At 41.5% G+C, this 23,610-nt stretch carries 18 protein-coding genes; 6 read left to right on the forward strand and 12 right to left on the reverse strand.

Going from position 1 to position 23,610, the window contains the following annotated elements:
* Positions 1 to 137: 137 nt before the first annotated feature.
* From cysD to BDD43_RS16190, 6 genes are all read right to left on the reverse strand, one after another.
* Positions 138 to 1,043, reverse strand: coding sequence for a sulfate adenylyltransferase subunit CysD (gene cysD, locus BDD43_RS16165; protein ID WP_211339683.1), 906 nt, complete (start codon positions 1,041 to 1,043; stop codon positions 138 to 140).
* 9 nt (positions 1,044 to 1,052) lie between these two features.
* Positions 1,053 to 1,793: a phosphoadenylyl-sulfate reductase gene (locus tag BDD43_RS16170; protein ID WP_121198646.1), complete on the reverse strand. Its 741-nt coding sequence runs from the start codon at positions 1,791 to 1,793 to the stop codon at positions 1,053 to 1,055.
* Between the two features lie 4 nt (positions 1,794 to 1,797).
* On the reverse strand, positions 1,798 to 3,315 hold the full coding sequence (locus tag BDD43_RS16175) for a TSUP family transporter (protein WP_121198647.1): 1,518 nt from the start codon (positions 3,313 to 3,315) through the stop codon (positions 1,798 to 1,800).
* A gap of 6 nt (positions 3,316 to 3,321) precedes the next feature.
* On the reverse strand, positions 3,322 to 5,430 hold the full coding sequence (locus BDD43_RS16180) for a HEPN domain-containing protein (RefSeq protein ID WP_121198648.1): 2,109 nt from the start codon (positions 5,428 to 5,430) through the stop codon (positions 3,322 to 3,324).
* Between the two features lie 251 nt (positions 5,431 to 5,681).
* The gene (locus BDD43_RS16185; protein WP_121198649.1) at positions 5,682 to 6,119 is read right to left on the reverse strand and encodes an RrF2 family transcriptional regulator; all 438 of its coding nucleotides are present in this window, start codon (positions 6,117 to 6,119) and stop codon (positions 5,682 to 5,684) included.
* 222 nt (positions 6,120 to 6,341) lie between these two features.
* Positions 6,342 to 7,373 (reverse strand): GntR family transcriptional regulator, encoded by a 1,032-nt coding sequence (locus BDD43_RS16190; protein ID WP_121198650.1) that lies wholly within the window; start codon positions 7,371 to 7,373, stop codon positions 6,342 to 6,344.
* A gap of 332 nt (positions 7,374 to 7,705) precedes the next feature.
* Between BDD43_RS16190 and rhaT the strand changes: the two genes are divergently transcribed.
* From rhaT to galB, 5 genes are all read left to right on the forward strand, one after another.
* A complete protein-coding gene (gene rhaT, locus BDD43_RS16195; protein ID WP_121198651.1) occupies positions 7,706 to 8,833 on the forward strand; it encodes an L-rhamnose/proton symporter RhaT in 1,128 nt (375 codons plus the stop codon).
* Between the two features lie 29 nt (positions 8,834 to 8,862).
* A complete protein-coding gene (locus BDD43_RS16200; RefSeq protein ID WP_121198652.1) occupies positions 8,863 to 10,983 on the forward strand; it encodes a bifunctional aldolase/short-chain dehydrogenase in 2,121 nt (706 codons plus the stop codon).
* Positions 10,984 to 11,154: 171 nt separating this feature from the next.
* Positions 11,155 to 12,429, forward strand: a complete 1,275-nt coding sequence (locus tag BDD43_RS16205) for a TIM barrel protein (RefSeq protein ID WP_121198653.1) — start codon at positions 11,155 to 11,157, stop codon at positions 12,427 to 12,429.
* 7 nt (positions 12,430 to 12,436) lie between these two features.
* Positions 12,437 to 13,831, forward strand: coding sequence for an FGGY-family carbohydrate kinase (locus tag BDD43_RS16210; protein WP_121198654.1), 1,395 nt, complete (start codon positions 12,437 to 12,439; stop codon positions 13,829 to 13,831).
* A 179-nt stretch (positions 13,832 to 14,010) separates the two neighbouring features.
* A complete protein-coding gene (gene galB, locus BDD43_RS16215) occupies positions 14,011 to 16,419 on the forward strand; it encodes a beta-galactosidase GalB (protein ID WP_121198655.1) in 2,409 nt (802 codons plus the stop codon).
* An 85-nt stretch (positions 16,420 to 16,504) separates the two neighbouring features.
* Here the strand turns inward: galB and purU are convergent, their stop codons facing one another.
* From purU to BDD43_RS16230, 3 genes are all read right to left on the reverse strand, one after another.
* A complete protein-coding gene (gene purU / locus BDD43_RS16220) occupies positions 16,505 to 17,332 on the reverse strand; it encodes a formyltetrahydrofolate deformylase (RefSeq protein WP_121198656.1) in 828 nt (275 codons plus the stop codon).
* Positions 17,333 to 17,344: 12 nt separating this feature from the next.
* Positions 17,345 to 18,439, reverse strand: coding sequence for a DUF3667 domain-containing protein (locus tag BDD43_RS16225; protein ID WP_121198657.1), 1,095 nt, complete (start codon positions 18,437 to 18,439; stop codon positions 17,345 to 17,347).
* Between the two features lie 274 nt (positions 18,440 to 18,713).
* Positions 18,714 to 20,009, reverse strand: coding sequence for a nucleoside permease (locus BDD43_RS16230; protein WP_121198658.1), 1,296 nt, complete (start codon positions 20,007 to 20,009; stop codon positions 18,714 to 18,716).
* Positions 20,010 to 20,400: 391 nt separating this feature from the next.
* Here BDD43_RS16230 and BDD43_RS16235 point away from each other — a divergent pair, with 391 nt between their 5' ends.
* Positions 20,401 to 20,994 carry a porin family protein gene (locus BDD43_RS16235; RefSeq protein WP_121198659.1) on the forward strand — a complete coding sequence of 198 codons (594 nt, stop codon included), beginning with the start codon at positions 20,401 to 20,403 and terminating at the stop codon, positions 20,992 to 20,994.
* A 59-nt stretch (positions 20,995 to 21,053) separates the two neighbouring features.
* On the opposite strand, the gene BDD43_RS16240 is transcribed toward BDD43_RS16235, so the two are convergent.
* The 3 genes from BDD43_RS16240 to BDD43_RS16250 form a co-directional block, all read right to left on the reverse strand.
* Positions 21,054 to 21,656, reverse strand: a complete 603-nt coding sequence (locus BDD43_RS16240) for a bifunctional nuclease family protein (protein ID WP_121202003.1) — start codon at positions 21,654 to 21,656, stop codon at positions 21,054 to 21,056.
* 42 nt (positions 21,657 to 21,698) lie between these two features.
* Positions 21,699 to 22,676: an electron transfer flavoprotein subunit alpha/FixB family protein gene (locus BDD43_RS16245; RefSeq protein ID WP_121198660.1), complete on the reverse strand. Its 978-nt coding sequence runs from the start codon at positions 22,674 to 22,676 to the stop codon at positions 21,699 to 21,701.
* A 124-nt stretch (positions 22,677 to 22,800) separates the two neighbouring features.
* Positions 22,801 to 23,538 carry an electron transfer flavoprotein subunit beta/FixA family protein gene (locus tag BDD43_RS16250; RefSeq protein WP_121198661.1) on the reverse strand — a complete coding sequence of 246 codons (738 nt, stop codon included), beginning with the start codon at positions 23,536 to 23,538 and terminating at the stop codon, positions 22,801 to 22,803.
* Between the last annotated feature and the right edge of the window lie 72 nt (positions 23,539 to 23,610).

Here is a 23,610-nt window from a genome sequence, read left to right on the forward strand (position 1 = left end):
CTTCGTACCTCACAATGACGCTTTGTAGTTTGTTTTAATTTACGTTTTGGAAGGCAATTCTGTCAATTCCTAAATTCCAAAAATTCTGGTTTAAGACGGTTATCTTAATTCCTGATTTTCGCTTCTTGAGTCTTAACTCAAAAGTAACCGCCCTTTTTCCTGTCTTCCATAGCGGCTTCGCTCACCTTATCATCCAAACGGGCACCGCGTTCACTTATTTTCGATTCGCTTATCTCGTTAATAATATCGTCAATTTCAAACGCATACGATTCTACCGCTGCAGTGCAGGTCATGTCGCCAACAGTGCGGAAGCGTACATTTTTGCGCGAAATAATATCATCGGCATCCATGTTCAAAGCTTCGGCAGCGGCCATTAGCTGCCCGTTACGGGTTATCACGTCGCGCTCATGTGCAAAATAAATTGATGGTAGCGCAATGTTTTCGCGACGTATGTAGTTCCATACATCCAATTCCGTCCAGTTGCTTATCGGGAAAACACGAACATTTTCGCCTTTATGTATCTTGCCGTTGTAAATGTTCCATAACTCGGGGCGCTGGCGCTTTGGGTCCCATTGGCCAAATTCGTCGCGTACCGAAAATATACGCTCTTTGGCTCTGGCTTTCTCTTCATCGCGGCGGGCACCACCTATGCAGGCATCAAATTTATGTTCGGCAATGGTATCAAGCAAAGTAACGGTTTGTAAGGCATTCCTGCTGGCATTTTTGCCTTTTTGCTCAATAACTTTACCCTGGTCTATCGAGTCCTGCACGTGGCCAACTATCAGCTTTTCGCCAATGCGGGCAATCATCTCGTCGCGATAGGTAATGGTTTCAGGGAAATTATGTCCGGTATCAATATGAACCAGCGGAAAAGGAAATTTACCCGGCCGAAAAGCTTTCTCGGCCAAACGCACCAGCGTAATAGAATCTTTACCGCCCGAAAACATCAGGGCAGGCTTTTCAAATTGCCCGGCTACCTCGCGTAAAATATATATCGCCTCAGCTTCCAGATCGTCTAAATAATCCAGTTTGTTTCTACTCATATCAATATGCTAATTACTACCTTCTTCAAAAAAAGTTTCTTCGTGTGCCTCAGTTGCATGCAAGCCGCATTCTTTTTTTGATTGATCTTCCCACCACCATCTTCCAGCTCTAAAATCTTCGCCCGGTTGCACGGCACGCGTACAGGGTGCGCAGCCAATGCTGGGGAAACCCTTATCGTGTAAAGGATTGTATGGTACGTTATTGTTTTTTATGTATTGTTTTACTTCTTGCAAAGTCCAGTCAAATATAGGATGAAATTTAACCAGTTGGTTGCCTTCGTCCCATTCAACATTGTGCATCTCTTCGCGATTGGCAGATTGATCGGCCCTGATGCCGGTTATCCACACATCGTTTCCGGCCAAAGCTCGTTTTAAAGGCTCAATTTTACGTATGCCGCAACATTCTTTACGGTTTTCAACCGATTCGTAAAAACTGCTCGGGCCTTTGGTGCTTACCATTTTTTCTACAGTGGCAGCCTGCGGGTAATACGCATGTATATTGGCATCATACATTTCCAGTGTACGGTTCCATACATAATAAGTTTCGGGAAACAGGCGGCCGGTTTCTAAGGTAAAAACTTTAATAGGCAGCTTGTTAGCAAATATAATGTGGCTTATCACCTGGTCTTCCCAGCCAAAGCTGGTAGAAAATATAATTTTACCTGCAAACAAGGTAGCTAATTTGCTCAACGCTTCAACTGGTGTTAGCCCTCTAGTTATCTCGTTTATATTATGTACGGCTTTGCTCATGGCTTTACAACACTTTTACAACAAACTTTTGTATGCTGTATAAACTAATCAAAATTACAATAACAGCTACCGAAACCATAATAGCTTTGGTTGATATTTGGTTTGATACCCTTGCGGCAATAGGAGAGGCCAGCGCACTACCTATTACCATGCCGAAAATGGCTTCCCAGTGGTTGCCGTGGCTCAACATTAAAATAAACGTTACCGAGCTTACCATGGCAATAAAAAACCGGGAAAGTTTAACTGTGCCCAATGAGAAGCGCGCATTGCGGCCCCCTGCTATGAGCGACGATAAAACAATAGAACCCCAGCCACCGCCGCCAACAGCATCAATAAAACCACCGCCAAAACCTAATAAGGAAATACGTTTAATTTTTTTATCTGCTTTTTTATGTTTGCCCTTAAAGGCCTTTTTAAAAATAACAATACCTAATATAAGGGTATACACCGATACAGCAGGTTTAGTGTACATACTGTAATGCTCTAACGAGGATACTACATAAGCCCCTAAAGCGGCACCGATAATGCCTGGTATTAACAATAGCTTAAATAAGCGCCAGTTGATATTACCCATCCGGTAATGCATCCAACCGGCAATGCCGTTGCTCATAATTTCGGAAAGGTGTACTCCCATACTTGCCGCAGCAGGAGGGATACCCATAGTTAACGAGAAGGTTGTTGAAGTAACGCCGTAACTCATCCCGATAGCACCATCTACCAAAGCAAATATAAAACTGGCTCCTAAAAAGTAGTAAAATACCGGGTTTATAGTTTGTACAAAACTTTGAAAGCCTGGGTTTTTGAGCCAGAAGGCAGTAATTGTGATAGCTATAGATGCCACGATAGAGCACCAGATAAGCCATTTAAAATTCTTCCTTTCGGCGATTTCATCTTTGGGCTCTATTAATACAGAGGTGATTTCGTTTAGTTTTTTAACCTTGTGAGCAAAGTCTCCGCTTAAGGTATCGCGTAAGCGGCTCATTTGTTGCAAAGTAGTATCCAGTTCGTCGGGGATGCCTTCGTTCAGCACTTCTTTTAATCGTTTGGCTACCGTTGGCGATTTTCCGTTGGTTGATATAGCAACTTTTAAATCTCCTTTTTGTACGATAGAGCCGAGGTAAAAATCGCATAACGATGGCTTATCGGCCACGTTGAGTAACAAATTGTGTTGGTGCGCTACATCGCGAATGTAATTATTTAACGATTCGTTACCGGTGGCTACTATAACCAGGTTGACATCGTTAAGGTCGCTTTCGGTAAACAACCGGTTATGGATGGTTACCTGCGGAAATTTGCCTGCAAGCTCGTAAACCTCATCCGAAACGTAATCGGCAATAATGGTTACCCTGGCAAGCGGACTGTTTGCTAACACGGCGTTCAGTTTTTCGAGCCCAACATTGCCCGCACCTATTAAAAGGGTGTGCAATTGGTTAAGCTTTAAAAATACAGGGAACAACTGGTTACCTTCGCTGGTACCACCTGCCGCCGTGCCCGGTGTTTGATATTTTGGCAAAGAACCCATTTATACTTATTGTAATTGTATTAACGCTTCGCGTTTGGCCTTAACGTTTTGTACAAAACTATTTGCCTGTTGTAAATATTGAGTTGCAAAATCTTCGCCCGGCTCGTTTTTATTAATCTGTAATATCAAATCATTAAAAGTTGAGCCTGTAAGTTCAATTTCGCCGGTAGCTACATATTGGGTATCAAACTCGCGTATAATACCGGCCTGGGTGCTGCTGTTTACACCTTTATCTAACAACAAAGCCTTGGCAGCACTAATAAATACACTGTAGGAATGGTAAATAGAATCGGCAAAGCGTTTTTCGTTATGGGCTTGTTGCGCCCAGGCAAATTTTTCTTCAGCTTCAAATATCAAGGTAGCTACCAAATCTATCACCACACCTGCACATTCGCCAACACCAATAGCGGTAGCAAAGGTTTCTTCGTGGCCCCAATCAACAAATTCGTCATCCTGTAGGGTGGTTAAATCGGCAATTGGTTTCAGCAATTGATAAAAATAATCTTTACCCTGGCGGTCGTAATAGTCGTTAAATAATTCGTTATCGTTGGTATTGGCCTGGTAGTCGTTTAATACGGCACGTAAAACAGTGGTAGCGCGTTTGGCAGGTACTTTGGTAATTTTATCGGCAGCACGGCCAACGCCATCGCCAACTACACCACCACCTAACAATACCTGTACCGATGGCAATACCTTGCCCTGCGCTTTTAACGAACTGCCGTGAAAACCAATATGTGCCAAACCATGCTGGCCGCAGCTATTCATGCAGCCACTAATTTTTATTTTAATATCGCGGTTGTAAATTAAGTCCTCAAACTCGCTGTAAACAACATCCTCCAACACTTTACTCAGCGTCATGCTGTTTGATATGCCCAGGTTACAAGTATCAGTACCAGGGCAGGTAGTTACATCGGCAACACTATCAAAACCAGGCGCGGCTAAACCAAGCTCGGTTAAGCCATTAAACAAATGGGGTAAAGCTTCTTCGCGGGCAAATTTTAAAAGCAAACCCTGGTTTTGGGTAATGCGTATTTCATCGGCTACGTAAGGCTTTATAGCGGCAACTAACCGGCGTGCCTGTTCTGTTGGTATATCGCCAACCTCTACCTTTATATATACGCCAAAAAAACCTTTTTGCTTTTGCTCAAACACGTTGGTGGCCCGCCAGTGTTTGTAACGTAACTCATTTGCAATTACAGCTTCGGCCAATTGTGTTTGGGCAGGTATTTCTGGCTGGGTAACCGCATCACGGTCAATTATGTAAGTTTTAACTTTGTTGGCAATAGTTTCTTCGTCAACAAGTTTTAAAAACTCTTCCAATCCAATTTTCTGTATCAAAAATTTTAAACGGGCCTTGTTGCGGTTATTACGTTCGCCATAACGGTCAAACACTCTTATTACCGATTCGGTGTAAGGTATAATTAAATCTTCGTTTAAAAATTCGTGTACAATGTGGGCCAATGCCGGTTGTGCGCCTAAGCCGCCGCCAAGCATTATTTTAAAACCACGCACTTCTTTGCCATTTTCAATTTTTACTTTGGGGATAAACCCTAAGTCGTGTATAAACGAATATGCGGTATCGGCTTCGGTAGCCGAAAACGAGATTTTAAACTTGCGCCCCATTTCCTGGCAAATAGGATTGCGCAGGAAAAATTTGAACATGGCATGCGCGTATGGCGAAACATCAAAAACCTCACGAGGGTCAATACCCGAGGTAGGCGAGGAGGTAACGTTACGCACCGTATTACCGCAGGCTTCGCGCAGGGTAACATCGTCCTGCTCTAACTTTGCCCATAGTTCGGGTGTGCGCTCAAGGCTCACGTAATGTATCTGTATATCCTGGCGGGTGGTTAAATGCAGGTTGCTGCTGGCATACTCGTCGCTTATATCGGCAATTTTTAAAAGCTGTTTAAAGGTTACTTTACCAAAGGGCAATTTAATGCGTACCATTTGCACACCGGGTTGCCTTTGGCCGTAAACACCCCGGGCAAGACGCAAACTCCTGAATTTTTCGTCATGAATTTTTCCTTCGCGAAAAGCACGTATCTTTTGTTCCAGATCAATAATGTCCTTTTCAATAACCGGATTTTCTAACTCGGTTCTAAAGCTTTGCATATATTAAGTTTAATGCTATCATTTAAAAAAAATTCCCCTTCGGCATACGGCTGAAGAGGTATTTGTTAATCGTTAAAACAATTCTGTCGTTATTTAAACTATTCATTTGCCTGCCATACAACAGTGTATAGCGGGTGTTTTATTGTTAAAAAAGTGCCGACAGCCTCACCGGTACAAATATATATAAAGTATATAGAAAAGATAGTCTTAATATGATAATATTTTGAGTTGGCCCAATTGTTACAATTAAATTAGATTAAAGAAATCAAATTTACTTCGCGATCAATAATATCGGCAATACTGGTTTCGCTTAAAATTTTTAGCGTAACATCGCGCACATCAATAAAAACACTTCTGATGCCACAGGTTAGTTCCGATTTGCATTCTTCGCATTTGTGGTAAAAGTTAAGGCTGGCGCACGGCACCATAGCAATAGGGCCATCGGTTATACGCATTACTTGTACAAGGTAAATTTCTTTAGGGTCTTTGTTTAAGCTGTAGCCGCCCCCCGCACCTTTTTTGCTGTATAAAAAGCCGGCATTCCGCAGGTCCAAAAGTATTTGTTCCAAAAATTTTTTTGGTATTTTTTCTTCCTCAGCAATTTTAGATATCTGTACAGGCGGATTTCCCATGTTTTTACCTAAGCTTACCAAAGCTTTTATTGCATATTTAGTTTTTTTAGAAAGCATATATCGGAAAACGTGTAAAGTCGGATATAAAGAACGGCAAATTATTGGTTATTGCAAAATTTACCGGCGTATTAGCGGTATGCACCAAAAAAATTGCTTAGGATGCTCAATTTAGCCAATTTTGTTGAGAAAACGGATCGGATTTTTGGTGGAAAACAGGCAAATTGACGTTAGTTTTTGCGCTATTTACATAAAAATAACATAGCACACGGATTTTATAGACTATAACGACGCCCGAAGTGTTAAATAAAAAGGTGTTTCGATGTGTTCTGTTAACCCGTTTAGTATCAAATAAGCTGTTTTTTCGCCCATCGACTGGAAGTCGGTTGATATGGTTGTTAAGCCGTTCAAAATTATTTTTTTAAGCGGTGTTTCGTTATACGATATTACGCCCACATCGGTACCTACTTTTAACTCTGTTGCAATAATGCGTTCTATTAAGGTAACCAGGTCGTTTTCCATCAGGTTAATATAAGCCTCACCCTTGCCAATTTCTTCGGTTTCTATATCATGTATCACCTTAAAATTAAAGGCGTACTGATGGCAAAAGTTATAAAAGCCCTTTAAAATTTCGCTTGGGAAATAGCTGTGTTCGGGGAAGATGATTTTTAAGGTATTGTATTTGCTTAACTGTGGAAGGGCCTGCTCCAGTGCATGGTAAATATCAATTTCAAAGTTTTCGTAAACGGCGGCGTAATTACCCTCAACACCGGGTATAACCTTATCCAGCAATATCAGTTTGTCTTTGGGTATGGTGTTGATAATTTCGTGAGCCTTTTCGCCGCCTTCCACAAAATGCGGAATAATAACATAATGTGTATAATCGTCGCTTTTGTTTTGGAGCAGCTTTTTAAACAGCGAAAAATCGTTGTTGTATATATATAGGTCTACCGTAACCATTTCGCCTAGGGCGGCAACAATGGCATCGTATATAATTTTTTTGTGGTAGCTAAGTTTGTTAAACAGTAAAAACACCTTTAGTTTATGGCCAAGTTCGGTACTTTTAACATAATAACCCTTACCCGGCACCGAACCTAATAGCCCTATCTTTTTTAAATATTTATAGGCCTTCTCGGCAGTATCGCGCGATATTTCAAAGTTGTAGCTTAACTCGTTGATTGACGGCAGAATATCGTTTTTGCTTATTTTACCTTCGCCTATAGCTTTAATAATGGAATTTGCCAGTTGCAGATATTTTGGCGTAGACGAGTAATAATCAATAAAAATGCATTCGAATATTGGTGGTTGTTTCATTGGTCCGGCTTGCAGTTTTGGGCAGATTGGTAAAACGTTAAATAACACATATAGGTTTACAACAGCAAGATTACGCACATTTTAAATAATATGGTACAAAGGCAACCAAGTATTTTAAGTTAACAGCCAGGTAAAAGCATTTTAGATGGAGCAAGTTAAAAGCTATTATTTGGCCGCCCTGTGGTATCAATAGCCGGTAAAAAGCTGTTTAACCTTTAATTAAATATAAAAGCACTAATTTCATGACAGTGCATGACGGCTATACCCAACACCTTTTCTATTTTTATTTTCTCAAAAATGAAACCAATTCATTAAACAAATTCTAAATATAAATGGAAGTAATCTTCGGTGTAATTTTTCACTTTATTGGCGGTTTCGCCTCCGGTAGTTTTTACATCCCCTACAAAAAGGTAAAGGGGTGGGCATGGGAAAGCTTTTGGATAGTTGGGGGTATATTCTCCTGGCTCATCGTTCCGCCGGTAGCGGCATGGTTAACAGTACCGCATTTTGTTGATATTATTAAAGCCACAGATGGTGGTATATTAATGCTAACCTACTTTTTTGGCTTATTATGGGGAATAGGCGGTTTAACTTATGGTTTAGGCGTTCGTTATTTAGGGGTATCGTTAGGTAGCACCATTATATTAGGCTTATGCTCGGTATTTGGCGCTTTGGTTCCGGCAGTGTTTTATGAGTTTTCGCCAAGTGCGGGTAAGGATAGTATCGGTACACTGGCTTCAACACATTGGGGCCAACTGGTTTTAATAGGGATTGCTGTATGTGTTATTGGTATTGTTATTTGCGGCAGGGCCGGCACCTTAAAGGAACGCGACCTGAACAAAGAGGGCGCTGCTGTTAACGAAAATAAAGATTACCGCTTTGGCTTAGGCATTACTGTGGCTATTGTATCTGGCGTGTTAAGTGCCTGCTTTGCCTTTGGTATTGATGCAGGCGCACATATGGCCGATGCTGCTAACGCGGCATGGCGAACTGCCGAACACATTACAGACACCCGCAATTTTTTATACAAAAACAATGTTACTTACATAGTAATACTATGGGGCGGTTTAACTACCAACTTTATATGGTGTATGGTATTGAACGCCCGTAACAAAACATTTGGTAACTATACCGATGGTAAAACACCATTATTAAAAAACTACATCTTCTCGGCCTTAGCTGGTACAACCTGGTTTCTGCAATTCTTTTTCTACGGTATGGGCGAAAGCAAATTAGGTAACGGGGCCAGTTCGTGGATATTACACATGGCTTTTATCATACTGATTGCCAACATGTGGGGACTCGTTTTAAAAGAGTGGAAGGGTGTAAGCAAAAAGGCGTTAACAACCCTTATTATAGGTATCATTACTATTTTACTTTCGGTTATACTGGTTGGCTACGGTAATAACGTAAAGGATAAAGAAGTGGTTAAAACAGCACAAATTGAAGCAATAAAATAATAGTAAACACTAATACAAAAAAGCAAACAATGTCTATCAACACAACACAATTTAAGCACGTGAGCTATTTATGGGACGAAGCGAAAGCCGCTGAATTGGCCGGCGACGAAGTTGCCCTTTTAATTTACCGCTCTAATTTATTAGGTGCCGATTTAAGGTTGACCAATTATGGTGGTGGAAATACATCATGCAAGGTTATGGCTAAAGATCCATTAACCGGTCAGGAAACAGAAGTAATGTGGGTTAAGGGCTCCGGTGGCGACCTGGGTTCGATAAAAAAGAGCGGTTTAGCGGCGCTTTATGTTGATCGTTTACGCAGCCTTAAAAATATTTATCGCGGCGTTGAGCACGAAGACGAAATGGTTGAACTGTTTAACCATTGTATTTTCGATCTGTCGTCAAAAGCACCGTCAATTGATACGCCTTTGCACGGTTTTTTACCTTTTGCACATATCGATCACCTTCACCCCGATGCAGCCATTGCCATTGCCGCCGCAAAAGATGGTAAACAAATTACGCAAGACCTGTTTGGCGGAACCATTGGCTGGGTTGAATGGAAAAAACCTGGTTTTGAATTGGGTTTACAATTAAAAGCTTGTTTAGATGAAAACCCCGGCATCCGTGGTATTATGTTGGGTTCGCACGGTTTATTTACCTGGGGCGATACGGCTTACGAAAGCTACATCAACACCTTAGAGGTAATTGAAAAATGTGCCGAATACCTTGAAGCCAACTATGGTAAAAAAGGCCCTGTATTTGGTGGCCAAAAAATACAAAGTTTAAACGAAACTGCCCGCAAGGCTCAGGCTGCTAAATTAGCACCTATATTGCGCGGCTTTACATCAAGCAAAACGCTGATGATAGGCCATTTTACTGATGATGCCCGTGTATTGGAGTTTATCAACTCTAACGATCTGGAGCGTTTGGCACCATTGGGTACAAGTTGCCCCGATCACTTTTTGCGCACCAAAATCAGTCCGCTGGTATTGGAGTTAGCACCTGATGAAGATTTGAGCGACGTTGCCGCTATTAAAGAACGTTTGGCCCCGGCATTTGAGGCTTACCGCAAAATGTACGAGGATTACTACGATACCTGTAAACACCCAAACAGCCCCGCCATTCGCGATGCTAACCCGGTAATTATATTGTACCCTGGTGTTGGTTTGTTCTCTTTCTCAAAGGATAAACAAACTGCCCGCGTAGCTGCCGAGTTTTATACCAACGCCATTAACGTAATGAAAGGTGCCGAAGCTGTTTCCGAATACACTTCGTTACCGCGCCAGGAAGCTTTTAACATCGAATATTGGTTGTTGGAAGAAGCCAAACTGCAACGCATGCCAAAGCCTAAAGCCTTATCGGGCCGTATTGCCTTAATTACGGGCAGCGCAGGCGGTATTGGTAAAGCTATTGCCAAAAAGTTTGTAGCCGAAGGTGCCGTAGTGATTTTGAACGATATGAATGCCGAACGTTTGGAGTCGGCGGCTGAAGAGTTTAAGGGCCTTTATGGTAAAGATTCTTACGCTACGGCGGTAATGGATGTAACAAAAGAAGATCAGATTTTGGCGGCAATGGATACCGCAGCTCTGGCTTTTGGTGGTGTTGATATTATTGTAAACAATGCCGGTTTATCAATTTCCAAATCAATTGCCGACCATACCGAAAAGGATTGGGATTTGTTGTACGATGTATTGGTAAAGGGCCAGTTTTTTGTAACCCAAGCTGCCGTTGCCGTAATGAAAAAGCAAGCTACCGGTGGCGATATTATTAACATTGTAAGCAAAAACGCTTTGGTAAGCGGGCCAAATAACGCAGGTTATGGTTCGGCTAAAGCGGCACAGTTACACTTGAGCCGCTTAAATGCGGCCGAGTTGGGTGCCGATAAAATACGGGTTAACGTGGTTAACCCCGATGCTGTTATAAGCGATAGTAATATATGGGCCGGTGGCTGGGCCGAGGGTCGCGCAAAAGCATACGGTATAACCGTTGCCGAGCTGCCTGCCTATTACGCCAAGCGCACCTTATTAAACGAAATTATTTTACCTCATGATATTGCAAACGCATGTTTCGCTTTCACGGGCGGCTTACTTGCAAAATCAACAGGTAATGTGTTAAACGTTGATGGCGGCGTTGCTATGGGCTTTGTTAGGTAAGATTTGAGTATTGAGATATGAGATTTGAGACATTGTTTTCGGAAATCATATCTCAATATCAATTTACATCGTTATAACAAGAAACCAATTATTAACAGATAAGGGAGTAAAAAATAAAGAGACAGAGTTAATGTCTCATATCTAACATCTCATATCTCAAATCTAAAAATTATGCAAGTAGAGAAGTATAAAATTGACGGTTTTAACAACGAATTGTTGGCCGATCACAAACGCCGGTTTGAATTTGTTGCAGCCGATGTTGCCAATATAAACGATGTTTTGCAAAAATTGGAGGCGTTCCAAATTGCTATTCCAAGCTGGGCGCTGGGTACGGGTGGTACACGTTTTGGTCGTTTCTCCGGCGGTGGCGAGCCACGTAGTCTGGAAGAAAAAATAGAAGATGTTGGTATTTTGCATGCGCTAAACAAATCAAGCGGTGCCATTTCTTTGCATATTCCGTGGGATATACCACAAAACCACCAGGCGATTAAAGCCCTTGCCGCACAACATGGTTTGGTGTTTGATGCCATGAACTCAAATACGTTTCAAGATCAGACCGATGCTCCCGAAAGTTATAAATTTGGTTCGTTGCAGCATGTTGATAAGGCCGTTCGCGATCAGGCTATAGCCCACAACATCGAGGTTATTAAACAGGGTGTTGCGCTTGGTTCAAAATCGTTAACCGTTTGGTTGGCAGATGGATCGAGCTTTCCCGGTCAGTTAAATTTCCGTGGTGCATTTGAGCGCACTTTAGATAGCTTAAAGCAAATTTATGCTGCCTTACCCGATGATTGGAAATTGTATTTAGAATACAAATGTTACGAGCCAAATTTTTACTCAACTACCGTTGCCGATTGGGGCCAGTCGTTACTATATGTTACCAAATTGGGCCCTAAAGCCTTTACCTTGGTTGATCTGGGTCACCATTTGCCAAATGCCAACATCGAGCAAATTGTATCTTTATTGTTGATGGAGGGCCGTTTAGCAGGTTTCCACTTTAACGATTCAAAATACGGCGATGATGATTTAACCGTAGGTAGCATTAACCCTTATCAATTGTTCTTGATATTTAATGAATTAGTTGAAGGTATGGATGCCCGTGGCATGAACCATGCTACTGATTTGGGTTGGATGATAGATGCATCGCACAACCTTAAAGATCCTATCGAAGATTTATTACAATCTGTACAGGCCATCCAGATAGCTTATGCACAGGCATTAATAGTTGATAAAGCTGCTTTGCAGGCTGCTCAAAAAGTGAGCGATGTAGCCTTGGCTCAGGAAATTTTACAAAAGGCTTACCGCACGGATGTGCGTGCTTTGGTATCCGAAGCAAGCCTGCGTGCCGGTGGTGCTATAGACCCTATTGGCGCTTATCGCAGCCTTAAAGTGCGGGAGAACCTGATTAAAGAACGTGGAGAGAAAACAGTAGCAACAGGATTATAATTAGACTATGAAGAGCGTTCCGGTAATAGCCATTTTTGATATTGGGAAGACGAACAAAAAATTCTTTTTAATTGATGAGTACTACAAAATTGTACTGGAACGCACGGTTAATTTTGAAGAAACCGTTGACGATGACGGCGACCCCTGCGAAGATATCGACCTGTTAGCAAATTGGGTTAAACAATCGCTTACTGATATATTGAGCCTTAAAAAATTTGAGGTAAAGGCGCTTAATTTTTCAACCTATGGGGCAAGCTTTGTACACATAGATAACGATGGAAAAGTGACCGCACCTTTATGCAATTATCTTAAAGATTTCCCTGCCGAACTTAAGGACGAATTTTACGCCAAATACGGTGGCGAAACCCTGGTATCAAGCCAAACGGCTTCACCGGTTTTGGGTAACTTAAACTCGGGTATGCAGTTATATCGTATTAAGCACAAAAAGCCCGAATTATTTAACCGCATAAAATACTCGTTGCATTTACCGCAGTACCTTAATTTTTTGGTTACGGGCTCGTACTACTCGGATATTACCAGCATCGGTTGCCATACCCAATTATGGGATTTTGTTAAAAACGATTACCACAACTGGGTTTACCAGGAAGGTATTGATAAAATACTTGCACCAATATTTCCGTCGGATGTTACCATGAACAAGGTTATTGATGGGCATGAATATCACGTAGGAGCGGGGCTGCACGATAGTTCGGCGGCGCTTATCCCATATTTAACCAGTTTTTCGGAGCCGTTTATTTTAATCTCTACAGGTACATGGTGCATCAGTTTAAATCCGTTCAACAATAACCCGCTTACCACCGATGAGTTGAATAAAGATTGCCTTTGCTACATGGAATATCATGGTAAACCTGTAAAGGCATCTCGTTTATTTGCCGGTAATGAACACGAAAAGCAAACCAAACGCATAGCCGAACATTTTAAAAAACCGCTGGATCAATACAAAAAGGTAAAATACAATGCCGGTTTTGTTAAGGCCGCCAAAAATGACGATGCAAATACCCCTGTGCTCATGCAGCAATCGTTATTTGGAGATCGCGACCTTTCGGCTTTTTCATCTTATGACGAAGCTTACCATTGCTTGATACAAGACATCATGACCCAGCAACAAGTATCAACCACGCTGGTGATACAAGATACCGGCGTTAAGCGCATTTTTGTTGACGGCGGTTTTGGTAAAAACGTAGTTTATATGAATATGCTTGCCACCGCCTTTCCACATCTGGAAGTTTTTGCGGCATCGGTTGCGCAGGCAACCGCTATTGGCGCAGCACTATCCATCCATAAACACTGGAACAGTAAAACCATTCCGGGCGATATGATAGAGCTAAAGTATTATGCGCTTGCCCATCAAATGGAGGCAGACGAAATTAAGCAATCGTAAAATTAATTATCTGTAAAAAAAAGGAACCATTTGATTATTCATCTGGTTCTTTTTTTGTGCCCCTGAATTTTTTATGGGCGTTTTTAATTCCGTTGGATATTGATAAATTACAAACTTGCCAATATTAAGTGTTTATTATACATTAGCTAATAATTATAACCACACCTTACTAACCTCAAATGAAAAGACTATACCTTTTGTTGTTATCTATTGCCGTGCTAACTATACCGTCGTTAGCCCAGCAAACCGTTCGGAAAACGTTAAATTTCGATCAAAATTGGTCGTTTAATTTGGGCGACGTTAGCGACGGTGAAAAAACAGATCTGAATGATTCAAAATGGCGCAAGCTCAATTTACCGCACGATTGGAGCGTGGAAGGCGAATTTAGTAAAGACAACCCCGCTACGCCCGAAGGCGGCGCGTTACCCGGCGGCATAGGCTGGTACCGTAAAACATTTACAGTTGCGGCTACATCAAAAAACAAACAGGTTTATATAGCCTTTGATGGCGTTTATCAAAAAAGTACTGTTTGGATAAACGGCCATAAATTAGGTTTCAGGCCCAATGGTTATATCTCGTTTAGGTACAATTTAACCCCGTACCTAAATTTTGGCGGTCAAAATACGCTTGCTGTAAAGGTTGATAATTCTGTTCAGCCCAACTCACGGTGGTATTCGGGTTCGGGCATATACCGCAACGTTTGGTTAATAACAACCAATAAACTGGCGGTTGATAATTGGGGTACTTATGTAACTACGCCCAAAGTTACCGAACAAAAGGCATCGGTTAATTTAAAAATAGTTGTTAAAAATTATGTTGGTAAACCACAGCAATTACAATTGATAACCAGTATTTTTAACCAGGAAGGTGTAATTGTTGCCACTAAAAAAACAAACACAGTAACCATTGCCGATTCGGTAATAAACGTTAACCAGGATATAGAAGTAAGCAAGCCGCAACTATGGTCGGTTGATAGGCCGTATTTGTACCGGGTAGTTACCAAGGTTTTAAACGCCGGTGTTATTGCCGATGAGTATACTACGCCATTAGGCATACGTTATTTTGAGTTTGATGCCTATAAAGGCTTTTTTTTAAACGGCAAGCCGCTAAAAATTTTAGGCGTTTGCGATCATCACGATTTGGGTAGCCTTGGTGCAGCCCTTAATTACCGGGCCCTTGAGCGCCAATTGCAAATTTTAAAAGCAATGGGCTGCAACGGGATCCGCACCTCGCACAATCCACCCGCGCCTGAGTTGCTAGACCTTTGCGATAAAATGGGTTTTATTGTAATGGATGAGGCCTTTGATTGCTGGGAATGGAAAAAGGTTACCTACGATTATCACCTGTTTTTTAAAGAATGGCATAAACGCGACCTAGAAGACCAGGTACTGCGCGACCGTAACCACCCCAGCATCATGATCTGGAGCATCGGTAACGAAATTCCGCAGCAGGCCGATTCAAGTGCCTTGAGGATTGCACCTGAATTGACTGCCATTATTCATAGCCTGGATAAAACAAGGCCTATCACTACCGCTAATGACAGGCCTGATACCAGTAATAAAATTGTTAAATCGGGCGCTGTTGACCTGATTGGATATAACTACCATGAGTATAACTATGCCAAATTCCATGACCGTTACCCCGGTAAAAAATTCATTGCTACCGAAACTGCCTCGGGATTAGAAACCCGCGGGTATTATGAAATGCCATCGGATAGTATCCGCGTTTGGCCCGAAAGATGGGATAAACCTTTTATAAGAGAAGGCAACAATGTATCTGCCTACGATAACACCAGGCCACCATGGGGATCAACCCACGAAGCCACCTGGAAGGTAATGAAGAAATATGATTTTCTTTCGGGCATGTTCATCTGGACGGGTTTTGATTATTTAGGCGAACCCACACCATATAGCTGGCCTTCGCGCAGTTCGTACTTTGGTATTGTTGATTTGGCGGGTTTCCCCAAAGATGTGTACTATATGTACCAATCCGAATGGACAACTAAACCTGTATTACATATTTTTCCGCATTGGAACTGGGAGCCAGGTAAAACAGTTGACGTTTGGGCGTACTACAACAATGCCGACGAGGTTGAATTGTATTTAAACGGTAAATCGGTGGGAGTGAAGCATAAAACCGGTGACGACCTGCATGTAATGTGGCGACTTAAATATGAGCCGGGAACGCTTAAAGCAGTGTCGCGAAAAAGCGGAAAGGTTGTTTTAACCAGCGAAATTAAAACTGCCGGTGCGCCCGCAAAAATTGAACTGATTGCAGATAGAAAAACAATTAAAGCCGATGGTAGCGATTTATCGTTTATAACAGCAAAAATTTTAGATAAAGATGGCAACGTAGTGCCTAACGCCGATAACGCTATCCAATTTAAAATAAACGGCCAGGCGTTTATACCTGCAACCGATAATGGTAACCCGGTAGACCACGATTCGTTTAAATTAAGCAGCCGTAAAGCCTTTCATGGTTTGGCACTAGCCATAGTACAATCAAAGTTAACGCCAGGCGTTGCTACCCTAACCGCATCGGCGAGTGGTTTGCCAACAGCAAGCATAAAGGTTACGTTGGTGAAATAACAGTTTTCGGTACAAATACAAACATAAAAAACCGCCTTTAATTTGATGATTGAAGGCGGTTTTTTTTATGCTGGTGCTAAATGGGTTAATCAAACACAACAGTTTTGTTTTGATAAACAAAAACCCTGTCTTCAAAAACCAGCCGCAATGCTTTAGCCAGTACCGATGTTTCAACCTCTTTACCCGCTTTCATCATATCGGCAGCGTTTAGCGAGTGATTAACGGGTATTATTTGCTGGGCAATAATGGGCCCTTCGTCCAAATCGTTGGTAACAAAGTGCGCTGTTGCGCCAATTAGTTTAACACCGCGCTCAAACGCTTGTTTATAGGGGTTTGCGCCAACAAATGCCGGTAAAAAAGAGTGGTGGATATTAATCAGCTTCATGGGGAACTCGGCCACAAACTGGGGCGATAGTATTCGCATAAACTTGGCAAGTACAATATAATCCGGCTTATAATCTTTTACAATACGGGTTATGTGTTGTTCAAATTCGGTTTTGGTTTTGCCCTCGTGCGATACCAGGGTGAAGGGGACATCAAAGCGTGCGCAAATATCCTGCAAAGTGGCGTGGTTGCCAATTACCGCAAGTACCGATGCGCCAAAAGTGCCAAAATAATGGCGTATCAAAATATCGGCAAGGCAATGGTACTCTTTAGTTACCAGCACCACTATCTTTTTTTGCGGAACCGGGTTAATGGTAATAACTGCATCGGTGGGCAGTACGGTTTGCATTTCGAGTGCAAGGGCCTGTTCGTTGGTGCTTTGCTCAATTTGCAGGCGCATATAAAAGCGGCTTTCCTGCGTATCAACATGCTCGCGCATGGCTATAATATTGAGCTGCTGTTTAGCCAGCACGCCAGATATGGCCGCCACCAGGCCCACCTGATCTTTACATTGTATAACTATAATCATGCTGTCATCAATTTATTCGATCAGCATATAAACTATCGAGCCAATAATGGTATACGATATACTGAATGCGATAGCTAAAAATATACCTAAGGTTATCATTTTTCTAATAGTTACCCACCGGCGCCGTTCATAAAATACCCTCAGCGCCCTATAGCTGTACCACAAAACAACGGCTACCCTAAGCAGTTCAATGATTTCCGAATTGTGAAAAACGAAGTGATTAATAGGCTCAACAATAGTTTCGAAAATAAAGAATGCTGTAAAAAAGTGTATCGTAAATACAATGTGTTCAACATAATACCGGTGATTTTTTCGGAAATTTAACATCAGGAAGAATGCGAACAAAGGCATCAGTACAAAATAAAGTTTGGGCTGATAATGCTCAAATTCCTTTTTAAACTCCGGACTGCGGATTGCCTTGCCTATATTCAACAACCAGCGCACAAAACCCGTGTGTTTAGTGGTTTTAGCGATTGCCTCGATGTCTTCATCAGTTGATGTAGTTGTTGCCGATATGCTATCAATTTGTTTTTTTAAACCGCTTGTAGGATTTTGCTTGTACAACTTATTCAAGCTATCTAATGCCATAGCTTTTTTTACAAGGGGCTGGCTCATTACATTTTTGGTGATCGCTGATCCCGCATCATCATCATCGTCAGTCGTGTCTTTAACAGCTTTGTTTACTGGCTTTTTTACTACCGTTTTACTGGTTTGCACCGTTTTTACCGAGTCCCCTTTTGCCGATACTATTGGTGCGCTGTTCTCAGCAGGCGTCTTAAGTACTTCGGTTTCTTTTGGGTGAAGCGTCGGAATCACAATAAAGTAAACGATAGAAACAAAAATGTACATACTCACCGGGTGTAAAAACCGGGTGCGTCTGCCTTCGAGATATTGCTGTGTTAAAAAACCGGGTTGAGTTAACAGCGGCTTTAATGTAGCAAAAAACTTCTCATCAAAATGAAAATAATGGCTAATACTATGGCTCAAAAAATGCCAGAATGGTTCCTTAACGTGCAGGTTTTCTTGCCCGCATACATGGCAAAAATGTCCCTGTAACTCAGTTCCGCAATTCAGGCAGTCGTTATCATGGCGGTAATGTTTTTTCATTCAGCAGATCTGTTTTTATTTACCAATGAATAGGATAGGCGCTTCATAAAATGTGATAGCATGTTGTGCCACTAAAAATAGCAAAAATAGCTGCTATTCACATAAAATAACCGCAATAACAAAATATAGGTATTTGTGGGTGTAATAAAAAGCATTTTTTAATACCGGTTTTGTTTAGGTAAGCCAGTAGTATTGTTGCTTTGCTAATAAAAAAATGCCCCCAAATAGCTGTAACGTTTTGGGGGCAAAAAATAAACCAGGCAATTGCCTTTATTTACAAAGGCGAATCAAGCCCGCCCTTCATAGGAGGGTGTGCATCCTGAATAGCATGCGCTAAAGCCAAATTATGTTTATACCTAAATACAAACGGGAATATAATAGCTATCACTAAAGCGTACGCGGCAAAAGTTAGCCATATGCCATGCCAGTCTTTACTTCCATCTGTATGAAGAAAGAATTTATCAATAATAAAGCCACTGGCGATACTTCCGCCAAATGCACCAAAGCCATTAACCATCATCATAAATAAACCTTGTGCGCTACCGCGTATCTCCGGAGCAGCCTGAGTTTCCACAAATAACGAACCAGAGATATTAAAGAAATCAAAAGCCATACCATATACGATGCACGATAGAATTATCATCCAAAGGCCATCACCCGGATTGCCGAAAGAAAATAAACCAAACCGTAATACCCAAGCTAACATACTAAACAACATTACATTTTTGATACCGAATTTGCGTAAAAAGAAAGGTATCGTTAATATAAACAGCGTTTCGGATGCCTGAGATATCGACATAATCATCGCCGGATATTTTACCGCCAACGTACCTGCATATAGTGGGGTTTTACTAAAGTCTCCCAAAAAAACATCTCCAAAAGCGTTAGTAAGTTGTAATGCAGCACCCAATAACATCGAAAAAATGAAAAATATCGCGAATTTGGGAGTTTTAAATAAAGTAAAGGCTCTTAAACCTAACATGTCTATTAACGATCCACTTTCAATTTTGCGTAATAGCGGTGGGCATTTTGGTAATGTAAATGCAAACAACCCGAGTATCAAAGCCACTACCGATGCGATGTAAAATTGGTTTGCAGATGATTCGTTGCCGGTTAGACTTACCGTCCATAAAGCAGCGATAAATCCTATAGTACCTGTTGTGCGTATAGGCGGATAAACTTTTACCACATCTAAACCACTATTTTTTAGTGCTGTATAACCTACCGTAATTGAAAGTGAAAGTGTAGGCATGTAAAATATCATGTTAAGTAGCATCACCCAAAAAAACATGGTTGGATCTTTCACCATTGGGATACAAAAAAGAACTAGTGCTCCCAAAATATGCATCATCCCATATAATTTCTCAGCATTTATAAATCTGTCTGCTATAATACCGGTAAGTGCGGGCATCAAAATAGCTGATAGACCCATAGTAGAAAAAATTGCTGTGAATTGTGTAGCCGAACCAAGTTTATTATCGAACCAGTAATGACCTATCGTAAGTAGCCATGCTCCCCAAATAAAAAATTGCATAAAATTCATCAGTATTAAGCGGAACTTAATATTCATACATTACCTGTTTTAAAATGTGTTTGTAATTATTAGTAGCAATTAAAAACGGAAAGTAATGAATTAAATGTGAATACTAAAAGCTATGAAGGAAAAAAAATAAAAGAGGACCGAAGAAAAAATTTTATTTGTTACAATTGGTGCCTTAAACAGCAATTTTTGCTTTAAATACGGGTTGTTTTTAAAATAATAATTTCGCTTATGTGCTACACATTGTGGGTATAAGCCATAGCTCGCTTAACAACCGTAGTAATATAAGCCCCCCCTTAGCGATTAAACATTTATGAAATTAATGCCTGGGATTTGGCCATATAAAATTACGTTAAAAAATATTGGTAGGTAAACATATATTATTATACAATTTATATATTCGCACAAAATTATCACACTTATGAAAAAACTATTATCAACATTAATTTTAGTATTAGGTTTATGCCCGGCGGCGTTTTCACAAACCAAAGGTAGTACCGAATTTGGCGTAACCCTTGGTTATAACGGTTCTACAGTAACCACCACCAACACAAATGCCGACTACAGGAGCGGTTTTAACGCAGGCATTGGCGGTGAATATTATTTTTCTGATAGTTGGGGTTTTAAAGCCAAGGTGCTTTACGACCAAAAAGGTTGGGCCAACGGATATATTGGCAGCACTATCACAAATTTTAACTTAGATTATTTAACCGTGCCGTTATTGGCAAACTGGCACTTTGGGCACACTAAAAATTGGTACTTAAATTTTGGGCCATACGTTAGCTTTTTAACAAGTGCTAAAACAGCGGTAAATAGTCAGGACGTGAAAAGTATTTTTAATGATAACGATGCCGGCCTGGACTTGGGTATAGGCGTAAAATTCCCGGTATCTGGTACTGCCCACTTCTTTATTGAAGTTAGCGGACAAGGTGGCGTAATAGATATTGCGAAAAGTAATTCAGGGTCAACAATCAGCAACAGTGTTTCGGCTATCAACATCGGCTTGAATTTTTAATAGAATTTAAAGCCAATAAAAAAAGGGAAGGTGTTTATTAATACCTTCCCTTTTTTATTTTAAGATGCTTTTCTCTTATTCAATTCATCCCTAATTTTGGCTGCCTTTTCGTAGGCTTCATCGCCTAGGGCCTCCTGTAGTTTGGTTTTAAGTTCGTCGGTACTTAAAGCGCCAAAGCCGCCTGAGTGTGTAGTAACGGTGGTGCTATCTTCGTTAGTATCGTTAATGTTTTCGAGGTAAACAAAATCATTACCCTCAATTACAATACCTGCGGTTGATAAAATAAACTCGTAGGTATGAATAGGGCATTCAAACCTAACCGCCATAGCAATAGCGTCGGATGTGCGTGCATCAATCTCCACTTCTTTTTTGCCATCGGTGCAAATTAGTTTGGAGTAAAATATACCGTCAACCAGGTTGTAAATTATAATTTCTTTAATGGTTATTTGGTAGGCCAGGGCAAAACTCTTAAACAAATCGTGCGTAAGCGGCCTGCTGGGCTTCATCTTTTCAATTTCTATCGCAATAGCCTGGGCCTCAAAACTACCAATAATAATAGGTAACCTGCGGCGGCCATTCACTTCGCCCAAAACCAACGCGTATGCGCCCGATTGAGTTTGACTGTACGAAAGCCCAACAATATCGAGCTTAATCTTTTTCATGCTATTACCCATCACATCAACAACAATTCTATTTTTAAAGCCTTATGCCAAAGCCTTATATTGCTTAACAGCTTCTATTAATTTTGGTACCACTTCAAAAGCATCGCCAACAATACCATAATCGGCTACCTTAAAAAACGGTGCTTCGGGGTCTTTGTTTATCACTACGATAACTTTTGACGAACTTATGCCAGCCAAATGCTGTATAGCTCCCGAAATACCGACGGCAATATACAAATTTGGACTGACAGCTATGCCTGTTTGCCCAACATGTTCGCTATGCGGGCGCCATCCGGCATCCGATACCGGTTTTGAGCAGGCTGTAGCTGCGCCAAGCAGGTTGGCCAACTCTTCTATCATACCCCAATTTTCTGACCCTTTTAAACCACGGCCAGCCGAAACAACTATTTCGGCATCCGGTAACGAAACCTTGTCGGTTGCCCTAACAATTTCTTTTACCATGGTTTTAAAGTCGCTTTCTTTGGCCTCAACACTAAAAGTTTCAACAGGGGCTGCGTTGCCCCCATCAACTACTTTATAAGAGTTGGGCGTTAAAGCAATAACCTTATTAGCAGAGGTAAGCTCTACTGTAGCAAAGGCCTTTCCCGAAAAGGCTGTTTTTTTAACCGAAAACTTGCCGTCGGTTTGTTGGGGCAAACTTACTGCACCATCGGCCACGCCGGCTTCCAGCTTTACGCCTACACGTGGTGCCAAACCCCTGCCCGAGAACGAGTTGGATAGCACCACGATATTTGCACCCTCTTTTTTGGCCGCTTCGGCAATTACCGATGCATAGGCCTGGTTAACAAAAGTTTTTAATTGAGTTGTTGATACGTTAAGCACCTTATCGGCGCCGTATTTACCTAATCCGGCTAATTCGTCTTCGGCCACATCGCCTATAGATATAGCAACTAAGCTGGTGTTATTTTGAGCAGCTATAGCCTTAGCATACGAAACCACTTCAAAAATTGATTTCTTAAACTTCCCGTCGGCATTTTCTGCGAATACAAGTACTGACATAATTTTAGTATTGAGATAGGCGTATTGAGTTGTTGAGATTCTTTTACGCTTTATGTTTAATTAATAGTTTTTTATAAAGTATTATTTGAGGTGTAACCGCATTACGCACATCGCAATTACTCCCTTAAATTACCCGCGCCTCACTGTGCAGTAAATCAATCAATTTGGCGGCATCATCGGCGGGTACTAATTTAACCGTGCCGCGTGGGGCAGGGGTTTCGTAACCCGTAATTTCTGATAATGTTTTAACCTCAACGGCCTCAATTACATTTAAAGGCTTGGTACGGGCCGACATAATGCCACGCATGTTTGGTATTTTCCACTCCGCAACTCCTTCGGCTGTACCGGCTACAAAAGGGAAGGGGATGGTTAATACTTCTTTACCGCCTTCAATTTCGCGCTCAACGGTTGAGCTGCTGCCGTCTACATCCAGCTTTTTTATGATGGATACGGATGGGATATCTAAAAATTCGCCCAACATGGCGGCAACCTTCGATCCATTGTAATCTATCGATTCGCGCCCGGTCAATATCAGGTCAAAACCTTTGTCTTTGGCATACTGTGCAACCTGGTAGGCTACAAAATAAGCATCATGTGGTTTGGCGTTAACCCTAACGGCGTCGTCGGCACCAATGGCCAGTGCCTTGCGTATGGTGGGCTCGGTACTTACTTCGCCAACATTAATAACAGTAACCGTGCCTTTTCCGCCTTCGCTAAGTTCAACCGCGCGTGCCAAAGCAATTTCATCGTAAGGATTCAATATAAACTGAACTCCGGCTGTATTAAATTGCGTGTTGTTATCGGTAAAAGTTATTTTTGTGGTGGTATCGGGTACGTTGCTTATACAAACTAATATCTTCATGGTATATTTTGATTATAGGTTTGAAACAACAAGCGCAGCAAGCTTAATTTGTTTGAATAATTTACTGCTATT

Origin of the sequence: Mucilaginibacter gracilis, from assembly GCF_003633615.1 — a bacterium.
Classification (GTDB): Bacteria; Bacteroidota; Bacteroidia; order Sphingobacteriales; family Sphingobacteriaceae; genus Mucilaginibacter; species Mucilaginibacter gracilis.